Annotated in this window: 14 protein-coding genes; 3 read left to right on the top strand and 11 right to left on the bottom strand. The window is 53.3% G+C overall.

Annotated features, from left to right (window positions below):
• The first annotated feature begins 110 nt into the window (after nucleotides 1–110).
• Both COO92_RS00785 and COO92_RS00790 read left to right on the top strand, forming a co-directional pair.
• Complete coding sequence (locus tag COO92_RS00785) at nucleotides 111–1,967, top strand: lytic transglycosylase domain-containing protein (RefSeq protein ID WP_101299051.1); 1,857 nt, start codon at nucleotides 111–113, stop codon at nucleotides 1,965–1,967.
• 18 nt (nucleotides 1,968–1,985) lie between these two features.
• Nucleotides 1,986–2,261 (top strand): hypothetical protein, encoded by a 276-nt coding sequence (locus COO92_RS00790; protein WP_101299053.1) that lies wholly within the window; start codon nucleotides 1,986–1,988, stop codon nucleotides 2,259–2,261.
• Between the two features lie 36 nt (nucleotides 2,262–2,297).
• Here the strand turns inward: COO92_RS00790 and COO92_RS00795 are convergent, their stop codons facing one another.
• The 10 genes from COO92_RS00795 to COO92_RS00840 all read right to left on the bottom strand — a co-directional run bounded on the left by COO92_RS00795 (nucleotide 2,298) and on the right by COO92_RS00840 (nucleotide 10,187).
• Nucleotides 2,298–3,017: a tetratricopeptide repeat protein gene (locus COO92_RS00795; protein ID WP_101299055.1), complete on the bottom strand. Its 720-nt coding sequence runs from the start codon at nucleotides 3,015–3,017 to the stop codon at nucleotides 2,298–2,300.
• A gap of 49 nt (nucleotides 3,018–3,066) precedes the next feature.
• Nucleotides 3,067–3,567 carry a cytochrome c-type biogenesis protein gene (locus COO92_RS00800; protein WP_101299057.1) on the bottom strand — a complete coding sequence of 167 codons (501 nt, stop codon included), beginning with the start codon at nucleotides 3,565–3,567 and terminating at the stop codon, nucleotides 3,067–3,069.
• Nucleotides 3,564–4,100 (bottom strand): DsbE family thiol:disulfide interchange protein, encoded by a 537-nt coding sequence (locus COO92_RS00805; RefSeq protein WP_101299059.1) that lies wholly within the window; start codon nucleotides 4,098–4,100, stop codon nucleotides 3,564–3,566. The genes COO92_RS00800 and COO92_RS00805 overlap by 4 nt, the downstream gene beginning before the upstream one ends.
• Complete coding sequence (locus COO92_RS00810) at nucleotides 4,097–6,211, bottom strand: heme lyase CcmF/NrfE family subunit (RefSeq protein ID WP_101299061.1); 2,115 nt, start codon at nucleotides 6,209–6,211, stop codon at nucleotides 4,097–4,099. The genes COO92_RS00805 and COO92_RS00810 overlap by 4 nt, the downstream gene beginning before the upstream one ends.
• A 139-nt stretch (nucleotides 6,212–6,350) precedes the next feature.
• Nucleotides 6,351–6,839 (bottom strand): cytochrome c maturation protein CcmE, encoded by a 489-nt coding sequence (gene ccmE, locus COO92_RS00815; protein ID WP_101299063.1) that lies wholly within the window; start codon nucleotides 6,837–6,839, stop codon nucleotides 6,351–6,353.
• Nucleotides 6,840–6,852: 13 nt separating this feature from the next.
• Complete coding sequence (gene ccmD, locus COO92_RS00820) at nucleotides 6,853–7,050, bottom strand: heme exporter protein CcmD (RefSeq protein WP_101299065.1); 198 nt, start codon at nucleotides 7,048–7,050, stop codon at nucleotides 6,853–6,855.
• Nucleotides 7,047–7,823 carry a heme ABC transporter permease gene (locus COO92_RS00825; RefSeq protein WP_101299067.1) on the bottom strand — a complete coding sequence of 259 codons (777 nt, stop codon included), beginning with the start codon at nucleotides 7,821–7,823 and terminating at the stop codon, nucleotides 7,047–7,049. Before COO92_RS00825 ends, ccmD begins: the two co-directional genes overlap by 4 nt.
• A gap of 56 nt (nucleotides 7,824–7,879) precedes the next feature.
• Nucleotides 7,880–8,545, bottom strand: coding sequence for a heme exporter protein CcmB (gene ccmB / locus COO92_RS00830; protein WP_101299068.1), 666 nt, complete (start codon nucleotides 8,543–8,545; stop codon nucleotides 7,880–7,882).
• The gene (gene ccmA, locus COO92_RS00835) at nucleotides 8,542–9,246 is read right to left on the bottom strand and encodes a heme ABC exporter ATP-binding protein CcmA (RefSeq protein ID WP_101299070.1); all 705 of its coding nucleotides are present in this window, start codon (nucleotides 9,244–9,246) and stop codon (nucleotides 8,542–8,544) included. The genes ccmB and ccmA overlap by 4 nt, the downstream gene beginning before the upstream one ends.
• A 197-nt stretch (nucleotides 9,247–9,443) precedes the next feature.
• Nucleotides 9,444–10,187: a DUF1223 domain-containing protein gene (locus tag COO92_RS00840; RefSeq protein ID WP_101299072.1), complete on the bottom strand. Its 744-nt coding sequence runs from the start codon at nucleotides 10,185–10,187 to the stop codon at nucleotides 9,444–9,446.
• A gap of 278 nt (nucleotides 10,188–10,465) precedes the next feature.
• Here COO92_RS00840 and COO92_RS00845 point away from each other — a divergent pair, with 278 nt between their 5' ends.
• Nucleotides 10,466–11,806: a sodium-dependent transporter gene (locus tag COO92_RS00845; RefSeq protein ID WP_101299074.1), complete on the top strand. Its 1,341-nt coding sequence runs from the start codon at nucleotides 10,466–10,468 to the stop codon at nucleotides 11,804–11,806.
• A gap of 64 nt (nucleotides 11,807–11,870) precedes the next feature.
• On the opposite strand, the gene COO92_RS00850 is transcribed toward COO92_RS00845, so the two are convergent.
• Nucleotides 11,871–14,426, bottom strand: a complete 2,556-nt coding sequence (locus COO92_RS00850) for an EAL domain-containing protein (RefSeq protein ID WP_101299972.1) — start codon at nucleotides 14,424–14,426, stop codon at nucleotides 11,871–11,873.
• Nucleotides 14,427–14,452 lie beyond the last annotated feature (26 nt).

Raw genomic sequence — 14,452 nt, forward strand, 5'->3', positions numbered from 1 at the left:
CAGGCCCCATCACGCGGGGGGAACACCGCAAGCAACGGGTTGCGACATCAAACTGCTTCGGGATAAATACGCGGCTTTACGATAAAGCCGCGTTGGGGAAGATACTGATTTTGATCGAAGCAATAAGAACGAACCTGCTTGGTGCGCAACGTGCACTGGGACGGGGTCTTATCATCGCTGTTTTCGGTGCCGTGTCATTTGCCATGGTTGCACCGTCACCTGCTGTCGCCGAGACGCAGGAACAGGCAGCCTTGGGCAATCCCGATCTTGGTGATGCGCTTTCGGTTTCGCTTCCAGAACCACTTTCCAAGCGTGACGCAGAACTTTACGAACAGATTTTTGCCGTGCAGGAGCAGGGCCGCTGGAAAGATGCGGACCGCCTGATTTCGCGCCTGAATGATGATGTCCTGATGGGGCATGTGATGGCGCAACGATATCTGCATCCGACGGCCTACCGTTCGCGTTACAAGGAACTTAAGGACTGGTTGGCGAAATATGCCGATCTTCCGCAGGCACCACGCATTTATAAACTGGCCCTGACCCGCCGTGGTTCGGCAACTTATCCGAAAAAGCCGGTTGGCGGCTATGTTTCGGGGGCCGGATACGATTACGAAGATATCCGCCCGTATTATCACAAATCCACCAAAAGCCTGTCGTCCAAGCAGCGTTCGCGTCTTTCGACGCTTAAACGTCGTATCCGTCATCGCATCGGCAGTGGCTGGCCGACCGGGGCGTTGCAGGTTCTTGAAAGCCAGGAAGCAAAGCGCCTGTTTGATGCCTATGAACTGGATCAGGCACGGACATCAATTGCGTCTGGCTACTATTATTTTGGCAAGCCTGACCTTGCGTTGAAATTTGCCGGAGAAGCGGCAAAGCGGTCTGGAAAATATCTGCCGCAGGCGCATTGGACTGCGGGCCTGACCGCGTGGCGTCTGGGCAAGATGGAGACAGCCCATCAGCATTTCGTCGCCTTGAGCACCAATAAATATGCATCAAGCTGGACCCGTACTGCCGGGGCCTTCTGGGCCGCACGTATTGATCTGGCAGCAGGGCGCTTTGAAGAAGCTGACACGATGCTAAACCGGGCAGCGGAATATCCGCGCTCGTTCTATGGCTTGCTTGCGATGCGCGCCCTTGGACGCGATGACGTGTTTGACTGGGATAGCCTTGAGCTTGATGAAAACCGTGCGAACAAGCTGAAGCTTGATCCGCACGGGCGTCGTGCACTTGCGTTGTTGCAGATTGACCAGCGCGATGAAGCCGAACGTGAATTGCGTAAAGCCGCGGCCTCGGATGATGATGCGCTGCGTCGTGCGGTTTTGTCTTTAACCGATACGGCGAATTTCGCATCCCTGACCATGCGGTTGGGAAGCTATATCGCCCAGAAAACCGGCGAAGTGATCGTGAACGCGCTGTATCCGGTCCCGCCATGGGCACCGGAAGGCGGCTATGAAGTTGATCGGGCACTGATTTATGCGTTCATGCGTCAGGAATCGGGTTTCAATACCGATGCGCGCAGTCATGCCGGTGCACGCGGATTGATGCAGTTGATGCCCGCTACGGCAAGCTATATCGGTAACACCCGTTATCGTGGTGCCAAACGTGCGGAGCTGTATCAGCCGGAAATCAACCTGTCGCTTGGGCAGAAATATGTTGATCATCTGCTTGAACAGAACGGCGTTGATAATGGCGTTTTGCAGTTGATGGCGGCGTATAACGGTGGCATTGGCAATCTTGGTCGCTGGCAGAAGGCGCTTAAGGATAACGTCGATCCGCTTTACTTCATCGAAAGCATCCCGTCGCGCGAAACCCGTCTGTTTGTTGAACGGGTTATGGCCAATTTCTGGATGTATCGTTCGCGGTTCGGTCAGGAAGCACCGTCACTTGATCTGTTGGCGGCAGGAAGCTGGCCAACCTATCAGCCCCAGGACAATGCACCTGATAGCGGCCTCACCGCAGAGCGTTAACCGGCATCAATTTAAATCATGCCTGAAAACACCAACAAGCCCGGTTCGGATGGTTCGCATAGAACGGATCGGGGAACCGTGCTTGATCGCATTCCCATGCCGCCGATGAGCGGTGAAGAAGCCCTTCGCCGGTTTGATGAGCAACGGTCTTCTGATCAAGAATATGGCACGCGCGTGATACCTCAAAGTGAGCTGTCGCAACTTCATCCCGTCATGCGTCTGTTGGCACTTGTTGGCACATTGGGATTAATTGTCGGCGCGTTGATCGGCGTTTTGTATCTGATTGGGCGTTGAGGCGTGCAGTCCGTATCAACATCCTGCCGGATGAAGCTATTCAGCCTCAACCTTTTGATCGACTTTTTGCTGAAGCGCCTTGATCTCGCTCTCAGTGGCATTGCCCAACGGATCATCCGTGGGGATATCGCGATGAAGATCACTTAGGACGCGCAGCGCCTGTTCGGATTTGTCATCCTGTTTAAGCATCATGCCATAGTAGTAGCGCGCCAGAAGATGGTTAGGCATCTGCCCAAGGGCGTGCAGCACCAGATCGCGTGATGTGCTATCGATCTCGCCGTTTTGCGCGGTAATGCGGGTGTCGGCATATTCAATCGCCAGAAGTGGATTGTGCCCCGAAAGGGCATATGCCCGGGCAAAGGCCGCAACTGCACGTTCGACATTCCCCAGACGCAGCGATCCACGTGCCAGAACGATCCAGCCTTGCAAGTTACGTGGATTAACTTCTAGCGACAGGACGATCTGGTTGAGCAATTTTCGAATTTGCTGATCGGTTTTGTAGTTCGGATCGGTCACATTACCGGCCGCGGCCGCAGCGGCCGCCAGATTGCGTTCGCCGTCGCGATCTGCATATGGCTGTGCGGGGAGGGTCGGGTTGCCCAAAAATATGTATAGGCCCATGGCACCAATCACCGGCACAACCGCGACGCCCACGCGTCCAAGCGACCGTTTGGGGTGGTCATCTGTTTTGGGCACGCTGACATAGATCACAAAGCTGACCATGCATGCCAGAACAAGTAAGCCAAGCCAGATCACAGACGACCTCCGATGGACATTTTAGGATGTACCAGACAGAAAGGTCGCATCATTTCGAGCCGTCTTTTTGTGCTGTTTCGAGGATTTCATTCAGGCGCGTTTGTTCATCCTTGGACAATTTATCTGGTTTGGCACCGGATTCGCGCTGTTTGCGGCGATAGAAGGCGGCAACCGCAATCAATGCAAGGATTGCCAGCACAATCGGACTTGCCCACAAAACATATGTTTCGGGTTTAAGCGGCGGGTTCAGCAAGACATAGTCGCCGTACCTTGCAACGATGTAATCGATGACTTGCTGATCTGTATCACCGGCAACCAACCGTTCGCGGACAAGAACACGTAGATCGCGCGCCAGGTCGGCATCGGAATCATCAATTGACTGGTTCTGACAGACAAGGCAACGCAGTTCCTGACTGATGTCGCGCGCCCGTTCTTCGAGCACAGTGTTAGATAATATTTCATCAGGATTGACGGCATGGGCCGGGCTGCTGAGCAGCAAGGGAACGGTAACCCCGATGACGCCGAGTAATATCAGGAAAGGCCTGTTCATCCTTTTAACTCCGCGATTTTCGGCAGCAGAACTTTTTCAAGAACTTCTGAGGTGACCGGGCCAATGTGCTTGTATTTGATTTGTCCCTGACCATCGATGATGAAGGTTTCAGGAACCCCGTAAACCCCAAAATCAATCCCGGTGCGACCCGATAGATCCATGCCGACAGCCTGATAGGGATTACCAAGTTCTTCAAGCCACTTAACACCGTCCTGTGGGTCTTTTTCCTTATAGTTCAGACCAAAGATCGGGACGTCTGCTTCGTTTGATAGTCGTTTGATCATTGGATGTTCCGCCCGACACGGGATGCACCAGCTGGCAAAGACGTTCAGCACGGAAACTTTGCCTTTGGTAAGATCGGCACGCGACAGGCCCTTATCCGCACCGGGCAATGGCGGCAGCGAGAAATCAGGGGCTGGTTTGTCAATCAGGACAGACGGAACAACCGAAGAATCCTTGTCGATATTGATCAGGAATATTCCGGCCAATGCCGCAAACAAAACCAGCGGGATCACAGCAAGCGAGAATCTCATGAAGCGGGAACTCCGTTCTTCCGAATGCGCAGGAACATGCGCGTCAGGATGCTGATACTGCCACCAATCAACATCAAAATCATGCCAGTCCAAACCCACGGCATCATGGGTAAAAAGCGTACCGTTACAATGCGCCCGCCATCTTCGGAACGGTCGCCAACCGAAACATGGACGTCACCGTCACGTCCATGAAAAATGTCGGCTTCGCGGGTTTCCGTTCCCCGGATCGGGTAGTAGCGGATTTCAGGAAACAGTTCAGCCACCGGCAGGGAATGATGATAGAGGATAAAGGTTGCCTGACGCGTGGCATAGTTTTCACCCGCAAGCAGGGCAACACCTTCGTATTGCAGGTTATAGGGGCCAACCTCAATGCTTTGTCCCGCACGGGCTGACAACACAACCTGTTCTTCCCAGACTGCACTGGCCGATCCGCCGGCAATCAGAATGGCAAGGCCGATATGGGCCAGTGTCATGCTGATATACCGCGGACCAAGAAGCTGCAGATTGCGATATTTGCTTTCGCCGTGATCGGGTTGATGCCAGAGGCGCGCCCAAAGGTCACTTAAGGCCGCAGCCAGTATCCAGCCAGCAAGGCCAATGCCAATTAACGGCAAAGGTGAAAGATCGATAAAGCGGATCGACACAAACAGCACAATGATGAGTGAAAGCATCACAGCAAGCTTCATCCGCCGTCCGATCAACCACAATTCATCCTGCCGCCAGCGCAGAACGGGGGCAAACCCCATGATGAACATAAGCGGTAAGACAACCGGTAAAAGGGCTTCGACGTAGAAGGGTGCACCAACGGTAATGTTCTCGCCGTCAACCCAGCGCAGGACGAGCGGATAGATCGTACCAATCAGAATGACGGCAGCAATCAGCGACAGTGTGACGCTGCTCAGGAACATGCCACTTTCGCGCGATACAAAGCCAAAAGCCTTTTGCTCGGCCATGCGATCCGATTGCCGCCAGAACAGAAAATAGGCTGCACTGAACAATAGACAGAAACCTACCAGCAAAGCGGTACTATCTGCTGACTGCGACAGCGTTTCGGTCAACGGACCCAAAAGATCCGAGCGGGTCAGGTAAACCCCGAACCATCCAACAGCGAACGCAGACAAGCCAAGGAAAGCTGTCCAGCTTTTTAAGGTGTCGGTCTTTTCAAGCACAGCCCGGCAATGGACAAGTGCGGTGGTCAGAAGCCAGGGGATCAGAAGGCTGTTTTCAGCGGTGTCCCAATACCACCAATTCCCCCATGCCTGCTGACTATAGGATCGGTAGGCGTTGATTGCGATTGCCAGACCAAGAAATAACCATGCACCAATTACCCACGGGCGCAGTGTTTCGGCAAAGCTGCGATCAATTTTATGGGTTAGAAGCCCGGCAATACTCACCGTGAAAATAACGGTTAATCCGGCCAGACCAAGATAAAGAACCGGTTCACGCAAGATGCGCAAAACATCCTGACTTTGCGGGCTCATACCACGGCCATCCAACGGTGCGACGGCGACCCGCAAAAACGGATCAGCATCAATCAAGGTCACAAGGGCGAGGATCGCTATGACAAGCCCAAGAATTGAAAGCGCATTGGCGATAAAAAGACTATCGCTGCTCGCAGTGGTTGGCGTGTTTGATGCCCGGCGAAAAACCTGCAGGGCAAAGACAATATTTGCCAGTGCGGTTGCCAGCACCCAAAGCAACATCGCCCCGCCATCGGGGGTGAAGGCTGCACCAACCCGAAACAGCAAGGGGGTGGAAGAATGGCTGACATCGGCAACAATCGGCAGACTGAAGTCACTGACAACAAACGCATGGATCAGTGCCGCCTGCGACAGGATACCCAAAGCCAGAATAATCAGCGGCAGGGCAATCAGGTTGTTAGGAAACGGGGTTGGGAGTGCCGACGAATGAGGTGTGGTATCGGGTTCGTGGACGTCAGACAGTGCTTCGTTCCCAGAATTTCCTGAAACGGCTGTGACGGTTTTGGTCCCGAATGACAAGGATGCAACAATTCTGCCTGCGTGCAGCCTAAGGGGGCTAAACAGCAGGGCCTGGCTGAAGCCGGCCACCAGAATCAGAAGCAGGGCAAAATGTCCGAACTCTGCAAGCATCTGCGGTTAAGGCTTCCCCGAATTTAATTTGCAACCACCGTGGTTCTGCCCGCCCGCAATGAATTGATTTGCGGGTGTGATGATGGATGCAGTGTTTTCCTTATGCACGAAGCTGGATTTTATGATGGCAGAATGTGGCTTAATTGCGCATTTGCTTTGCGTTCTTTGCTTCGATCTCTTCCCAGTATCCGCTTTTTTTAAGGGATTCTGCAACCTCTGGCGGCATATAGTTTTCATCATGCTTTGCAAGGACCTCTGACGCGACAAACGTTCCGTTGGCGTTCATGTGTCCTTCGGCAACAATGCCCTGACCTTCGCGGAAAAGATCGGGCAGGATGCCGCTATAGGCAACGGTAACCGATTGCGCCATATCGGTGACGACAAAGGCAATGGTTTTGCCATCCTGAAGTTTGGTGACAGTGCCTTCTTCGACCAATCCACCGATCCGCAAACGCTGATCCGGGTCAATTGGTGATTTTTCGACAATTTCGGACGGGCTGAAGAAGAACACAACAGAATCTTCAAACGCCGTCAGCGCAAGGGCCGCTGCCCCGGCAACGGCAAGCAGTACGGCACCGATGATATACATCCGCTGGCGTTTGCGGGACTTGGCGCGGGAAAGTGACACGTTTGATCTCCGATCAGGTTGCCTTGCGGCTTTTTCTGTTGCGACGCTGGCGTTTGGTGTGCAGCACCGTTTCAAGTTGGTCAAGTTCACGGCGGCTATTGCGTAATCCACGCAAGGTGGCAAGCAGGAGCACAATCATCGCAATCGCGGCTACACCATAACTTGACCAGATATAGCTGCCATATCCCCCCATCGAGAAGAACTCACTCATTGGCTTGCCTCCGCGTTGTGACCCGGATCATAGGGTTCGGCGTCTTGGGCAGTGTCATCAAACATGCCGCTTAGATGCAGGGCGCGAATGCGCCGCTCGTTAAGCTCCAGCCGGACACGTAAAATGAGAACCACGAAATAGTATCCGGTAAACCCAAGGATCATCAAAGCCAGTGGCAATTGCATGCTTGGATCAACGGCCGGCCCATCCATGCGTACAATCGATGCTGGTTGATGCAGGGTGTTCCACCAATCGACCGAGAATTTGACAATTGGCACATTGACTGCCCCAACCAAGGCCAGTGCCGATCCGGCCTTTGAGCCACGATCAGGATCATCAAACGCATTCACAAGGGCGATATAGCCAAGATACAGGAACAACAGGATTAGCATGGATGTCAGACGTGCGTCCCAAACCCACCATGTGCCCCACATCGGTTCGCCCCAAAGTGATCCGGTGATCAGACACAAGGCGGTAAAGGTGGCGCCAATCGGTGCGGTAGCACGGGCGCAAATATCGGCAAGTGGATGTTTCCAGATCAGGCTCATCGCGCCACAAATAGCCATCCCGACATAGCAAAAAAGCCCCATCCATGCCGACGGTACATGCAGATACATGATCCGGACAGTATCGCCCTGCTGATAATCAATGGGTGATGCGAACAGGGCGAAATAAAGCCCCGCGGCAATCAGCATTGCCGTCGCACCCGCCAACCACGGCAGGATTGGCGCTGTTAGTTTTAAGAACACACTTGGTTTGGCGAAGCGATGCATTTTCTCTTGTCCGATGTGCGGGGTGTGCCGCAGAAGTCGTTTGTTTGGTGTTGCGGTTATTCCATAGCCTGACGCAGGGCATGTGCGGTGGCAAATGGTGTTGCCGCAAGCGCAAGCAAAAGGATCGCGCCCATTATTTGTAACTGTGCCGTTGCTGACATTCCAAGCAAAGCAGCCTCAACCGCACCGGCCCCAAAAATCAGGATAGGAATATAAAGCGGTAAAACCAGTAAGGATACCAGGACCCCGCCGCGTCGTGCGCCCAGTATCAGGGCTGCGCCAATCGCGCCGATTAAACTAAGGGCCGGTGTGCCCAGCAACATTGCGATCATCAGGACGACAAAGCCGTCTGTGTCCATGTTCAACATCACTGCCATCAAGGGGGCTGCGACAATCAAGGGCAGTCCGGTCGTTAGCCAATGGGCAACAACCTTGCCCAAGACAACAATCTCCAGCGAGACCGGCGACAATGTCAGCAGTTCTAATGTGCCATCCTCATAATCGGTTTGAAAAACCCGTTCGAGCGATAACATTGCGGCCAACAGGGCCGAAACCCAAATAACACCCGAAGCAATGCGCGCAAGAATGTTGGCTTCCGGGCCGACACCGAATGGAAACAATGTGGTGGTAACGATGAAAAACGCGACCACCATAACGGAATCCGCCCCCTGACGCATGGCAAGCTGCAAGTCACGCCGCAATATTGCAGTAAATCCGTTCATTGCGCCGCCCTTTTTGGATCAGATCGTATACCATCGTCAGCCGGGGCATCGTGATCTTTGAGCCACTCAATCATCGGGATGGCAAATTCATCAAGATCAAGGAGGGTCGGTTCTTTGACCGCCAGATCAATGTGGGTGGAATAAATCACAATGCCACCCTTGGCACGGAAGTCGGCGATCAGTTGGGCAAGCTCATTGCTGCTTTCGCGGTCAAGGCCAACGGTTGGCTCATCAAGAAGCCATAAATCAGCGTGGCCGATCAGAATACGGGCAAGGGCTGTGCGGCGTTTCTGACCACTTGAAAGATAGCGGCCCGCCGTACGTGAAAGATGATGAATATCAAGCGCATGCAGGGCGGTGTCGATCTCGCGGTCAATGTCATCCACACCGCGCAATTGCCCCCAAAGGTGCAAGTTGTCGCGCACGGACAGTACGGGCTTAATCGCGTCCTGATGGCCGAGATACTGCAAGCGGGCATGGTGGGCGATACGGTCACTATGGATGGGATCATCATTCCAGGTGATCTGGCCTGAGCGTGGGACAAGAAGCCCCGCCATCAGGCGCAACAGGCTTGATTTTCCAGCACCATTGCGTCCGCGCAGCATGATCGCGTCACCGGGATTGGCCGCAAAGGAAAGCTTGCCAAAAACCAGTCGCTCACCACGAAGGCAGGTCAGATCAGAACCGCTAAAAACTGCCATATAACCCGTTCTATTGTCGGAAGTCGCATCGCATCACGTCATTCTATAACGCGTTAGGGCGTAATGTTCATGCTTTAACCGACATTGACGGCAATGACATTGTTTCAAATCAATCAAAAAGACAGTTGTGTTTGAGGGGATTGAGTAATTTACGGGTGTTTAGGGTGCGTTGGGTGTGGTCGCCAAATTGCGCGATGTCAGAACCGCACCATCGAGGCCGCAATGATGGGGCCGCCCCGCCCTTGTTGCACCAGAAGGGCAACGCCGCCGTCACCAGCCGTTTTCATGGCAAAGGTGCGTTCATCCGCAGAGCCGTTCCAGGTTCCCAGATCGATCATTTCACGTACGACATTGGCGTGTACCAAACGTTTGCCGGCATTTTCGCCAGATCGAACATCACGGGCATGTTCACGGTCAAACCCGACCAGCCACAACTTAAGCGGTGATGAGTGCTTAGCCGCGCTCAAGGATTGCAGGGTTATGGTGCCGGTTGCAGGTTGCTGTTGTTCGTGATTTTCGACCATTAAGGTTGCAATATCGTGCAGTGGTTCTGCGCTGTTGCTGGTGTCACCGATTCGCTGCTTTTGGGTGGCGCGAACGACATGTTCCCCATTGATGATAGCTTGCGGCGTATAGACGTATCTTTCGCGCATATGCTGGGCATATTCACGTTGGCGTTCGCTAAACATGCTGTCGGAAAACGGGTCGGTCCAGCCAAGATAGTTCCAGTAATCGACATGGTACGACAGCACCAGAAGATCGCTACGTTCCTGATTTAACTCATAAAGAACACGGTCGGCAGGCGGGCAGGAGCTACACCCTTCCGAGGTGTAAAGCTCGACAACGGCGCGCGGGGTAATGCTTTCGCTGGCCATCAGGGGGGGGGGAAACCCGACAATGGCAAGTGTAAGCGCAAATATGAGGGGGCGAGTGTGTTTCATGAGCCTGATGATGCCCCAAAAGCGGCATCAACCCCTAATCACAAGACCTTGAGAGGTGTTTGAAGGGATTTGAGACAGATTTTTGCGCTTTTGGGTGGAATTTCGAAAGGAGATTTCCAAAGATTGATGCTATCAGCTGCGGACCAATCGGGACCATTGCTAATGCATGGTGACGTCGTGAGGCGGGGAAATCGCCTTTACGTTAAAAAATCAGGAGCCGGTCTGTCGGCGGGAGCATCATTCCGGCAAGACCGGTCCGAAACAAGGTTTGCAGGTACATGATTAAACGTGAACACTGGGGCTCTCGCCTTGGATTTATTCTGGCGGCTGCAGGGTCAGCTGTCGGTCTTGGGAACATTTGGAAGTTCCCGTATATGGCAGGTGCCAATGGTGGCGGCGCCTTTTTGGTGATCTATCTTGGGCTGGTCTTTACCATTGGCCTTTCGGTCATGCTGGCTGAATTTGTTATTGGCCGTATGTCAGAAAAGAATGCAATTGGCGCATTTGCCAAACTCAAGGGTGGGCTGTGGCCGATCATTGGTGTGTTTGGTGTGGCTGCGGCCTTTATCATTCTGTCGTTCTACAGCGTTGTCGCTGGCTGGACGATTTCCTACATAATCAAATCTGTTACCGGCGCACTGGCGGTCGAAGACCCGGCGGCACTTGGCGACATTTTTGGCAGCTTTATCGCTGATACGACTTCGCCGCTGATTTTCCATGCGGTCTTTATGGCCTTGACCGTCTTTGTTGTTTTGGCCGGTGTTGGCAGCGGTATTGAACGTGCATCAAAAATCCTGATGCCGGCATTGTTTGCGTTGCTGATTGTATTGATTGTGCGTTCGGTGACGTTGCCGGGTGGCATGGAAGGTGTTGCGTTTTTGCTGTCGCCGGATTTCTCGAAAGTCACATGGTCGACGGTTTCCGATGCATTGTCGCAGGCCTTCTTCTCACTCTCGCTTGGTATGGGGGCGATGATCACGTATGGGTCGTACCTGTCAAAGAAGGAAAATCTTCCGGGGTCGGCAGGGTGGGTGACGTTGCTTGATTCTGCAGTTGCGGTGATGGCGGGTCTTTTGATTCTGCCTGCTGTTTTTGCCTTTGGCTTTGATCCGAGTGCCGGTCCGGGCCTCACCTTCATCACGCTACCGGCTGTGTTTGCACAGATGCCTTTCGGCGCGTTCTTTGCCTTCCTGTTCTTCCTGCTTTTGGCAATCGCGGCACTGACATCAGCGGTTTCGATCCTTGAAGTGGTCGTTGCTTATTTCGTCGATGACCGTGGGGTCAGCCGTAAGTCAGCAGCCGTCATCATCGGGTTTATGATTTTCCTGCTGGGCATTCCTTCGTCGCTGTCGATGGGGGTGATGGGAGATGTGAAAATCATTGCGGGCAAGAACTTCTTTGATCTGATGGACTTCATCAGTTCAAGCCTGCTTCTGCCAATTGGTGGCCTGTTCATTTCGCTGTTTGTCGGCTGGGTTGTCTGGGGCAAGGCACAGGAAGAAATTGCGGCGCATAATGGCGTCATTCCAATATGGGTCGGCGCATGGGGTGTGATTGTCAAATTCATCGCCCCGATTGCAATCGCCTTCATCCTGCTCAAGGGACTTGGTGTTTTCTAAGCCAAAGCAACCTGGATATCTGTGATCTTTTTGAAAAGGGCGGGGTAATCCCGCCCTTTTCGATTTACGGTGCCAAGGAGTGCTGATTTTTGGCCAGTGCACTGATGTCTTCCGCCGACATCGGCTTGCCCAGAAGGTACCCCTGGATCAAGTCGCAGCCAGCATTGCGCAGGAATGACAACTGGTGATGGTTTTCCACACCTTCTGCAACGCAGGTCTTATCAAGGTTCTTGGCCATATTGATGATGGTGAGTGCCAGTGCCTGACCGTCTTTGCCATCATCGATATCAAGGACAAAGCTGCGATCAAGTTTGATGCTGTCAAAAGGCAGACTTCGCAGATAGCTCAGGCTTGAAAATCCAGTGCCGAAATCATCGAGCGAAATCTTGACGCCAAGGTCGTGAACGCGTTGCAGTTTGGCGCGCATATCGTCGATGTTGCGCATGAACAGGCTTTCGGTGATCTCTATTTCAAGGCGGTTTGCCGCAATCCCCTTATCGAGCAAGATGGCGCGTAGCTGTTCGGCAAAATCAACTGTGCCATAGAATTGCTGCACCGATACATTGACGGCAAGCCGCAGGTTCAGCAGTCCTTGTTTGCGCCAGTTGACCAGTTGGCGGCAGGCTGTTCGCATGACCCAGCGTCCCAATTCACCGATGATACCGATCTCTTCTGCGATTGGAATGAAGGTGGAGGGCGGAATGATTGTGCCGTCTGGCGTCGTCCATCTTAGCAGAGCTTCAACGCCACAAAGTTCTTGGGAACAGGCATCAAATTGTGGCTGATAGGCCAGATAAAATTCCTGATTGTCGAGTGCGTGGCGCAAGGCCGTTTCCAAGGCAAGCGCTTCGCCTTTTTTGGCGTGCAGGCCACGGCTGTATCGGCTGACACGGTTGCGTCCCTGTTCCTTGGCCTGCATCATTGCCAGTTCTGCATTACGCAGCAAAGTACTGGTGTCGTTGGCGTCTTCGGGGAAGCAGGCAATGCCGATGCTTGCTGAAAGATAAAGATCAGTTCCCTTTCGGGTCAGGTGCGGTTCGCCCAACCGACCAAGCAGACGTTCCGACAGCATGCGTGCTTCATTGGCTGTATCGATATCAGGTAAGATGGCGGCGTATTCATCTGCGCCGACCCGCGCGACAACAGCATCCGGACCAAGTTCGCGACCGATACGGCGTGCAACTTCAATCAGGACATCGTCGCCGTCCGTATGGCCAAGCGCACTGTTGACCCGTTGGAAGTTGTCGATATCAAGCATGATCACGGTCAGGCGCATACCGTGATGGCGTGAACGGCCGATATGATGTGATAGGAGTTCTGAAAACCGCCGACGGTTTGGCATTCCGGTTAGTTCGTCTGTGTGTGCCAGACGCAGGATGTCTTCGCGATTTTTTTCCCGGCCACTGATGTCGGTGAAGATTGATGCATAGTGACTTGTGGTGCCATCTGCATCGCGGATGGCCATGATCGATAACCATTCGGGATAGACTTCGCCCGACTTTCGGCGGTTCCAAATCTCGCCTTCCCATTTTCCCGTGCGCAGAACATCAGTCCAAAGCTTTTTGTAAAAGGCCTTGTTTTGACGCCCCGATTGCAAAAAACGCGGATTTTGGCCGATAACTTCTTCGGCCTGATAACCGGTGACGCGGGTAAAGGCCGGATTGATGGCCTCTATAGCGCCAAGCGCATTGCACACCATCACACAGTCTGGTGATGTTTCGATAAGTTTGCGCGCCAGCAAGAGCGAACGTCTGGCTTTGGCGCCGTCACTGTTTCTGTCTTCGGTAAGTGTGCGCAGATGTGAAAAATAGTCCTGTTCGATGAATTGTAGCAAGTCGGCAAAAGATAAAACGCCGATCACTTCCTTATGGCGATTGCGCACGACAAGATGGCGGATTTTGTCACGCAGCATGATGTTACGTGCTTCGTTGAGGTTAACGTCGTGCGTGACCATTTTGACGGGACGCGTTGCAATGTCGCCAGCTGTTTGTGCGTCACGCCCCTCAACCAAATGACGCAAGATATCGCGTTCTGTGATGATGCCGGTTTGCTGCGCGGACGGAAGATCCGGGTTGAAGCCCGTGACGATTGCATTGTCGCATTTTTCTAGATGCATCTTTAGCCGCAAGTCTTGGACGGGGATCTGTGCATCAACAAAAAGCGTTGAACTTCGAATAGCCGTTTCGACATCGTTGGCACTAAGAGCCTTGCTGACCGCAACCTGACGGATAAGATCGGTTTGGCTGATGATACCTGCCAAATGACCCTGTTCATCGACCGTGATGAGGTGACGGACATTAAGATCACGCATCCGAACAATTGCAGTTTTCTGGCTGGCGTGAACGGAAATGGTGTGGGCCGGGCGCGACATGCGGTTTTCAATTGGGGCGATAAGGGCTGAGTGGCTGTCAGCGGGAAGCGACAGGATGTCTTTTTCGGTGATGATTCCGACGGGCTTGTTCGACCTTACAACCACAATCGAACTGCAGTTGTTGTCTTTCATAAGTGCAACAGCCCGACCCAGAGGCAGGTCAGGGGCGCAGCTTAGGACCTTTTCGGGCGACAGCGTTCCAACGGTCAAAGGATCACTTTGACTGTCATCAAGGTGGGGGCGTGTCATTTGAACCTGCAAATGTGCGTTGTGAA

This window comes from Thalassospira lohafexi (genome assembly GCF_002844275.1).
GTDB lineage: Bacteria > Pseudomonadota > Alphaproteobacteria > Rhodospirillales > Thalassospiraceae > Thalassospira > Thalassospira lohafexi.

Coding starts and splice junctions, on each gene's coding strand:
- COO92_RS00825 (WP_101299067.1), bottom strand. CDS start 7,823: ATGCATCGCTTCGCCAAACCAAGTGTGTTCTTAAAACTAACAGCGCCA.
- ccmB (WP_101299068.1), bottom strand. CDS start 8,545: ATGAACGGATTTACTGCAATATTGCGGCGTGACTTGCAGCTTGCCATG.
- COO92_RS00840 (WP_101299072.1), bottom strand. CDS start 10,187: ATGAAACACACTCGCCCCCTCATATTTGCGCTTACACTTGCCATTGTC.
- ccmD (WP_101299065.1), bottom strand. CDS start 7,050: ATGAGTGAGTTCTTCTCGATGGGGGGATATGGCAGCTATATCTGGTCA.
- COO92_RS00810 (WP_101299061.1), bottom strand. CDS start 6,211: ATGCTTGCAGAGTTCGGACATTTTGCCCTGCTTCTGATTCTGGTGGCC.
- ccmA (WP_101299070.1), bottom strand. CDS start 9,246: ATGGCAGTTTTTAGCGGTTCTGATCTGACCTGCCTTCGTGGTGAGCGA.
- COO92_RS00845 (WP_101299074.1), top strand. CDS start 10,466: ATGATTAAACGTGAACACTGGGGCTCTCGCCTTGGATTTATTCTGGCG.
- COO92_RS00805 (WP_101299059.1), bottom strand. CDS start 4,100: ATGAGATTCTCGCTTGCTGTGATCCCGCTGGTTTTGTTTGCGGCATTG.
- COO92_RS00790 (WP_101299053.1), top strand. CDS start 1,986: ATGCCTGAAAACACCAACAAGCCCGGTTCGGATGGTTCGCATAGAACG.
- COO92_RS00850 (WP_101299972.1), bottom strand. CDS start 14,426: ATGACACGCCCCCACCTTGATGACAGTCAAAGTGATCCTTTGACCGTT.
- COO92_RS00800 (WP_101299057.1), bottom strand. CDS start 3,567: ATGAACAGGCCTTTCCTGATATTACTCGGCGTCATCGGGGTTACCGTT.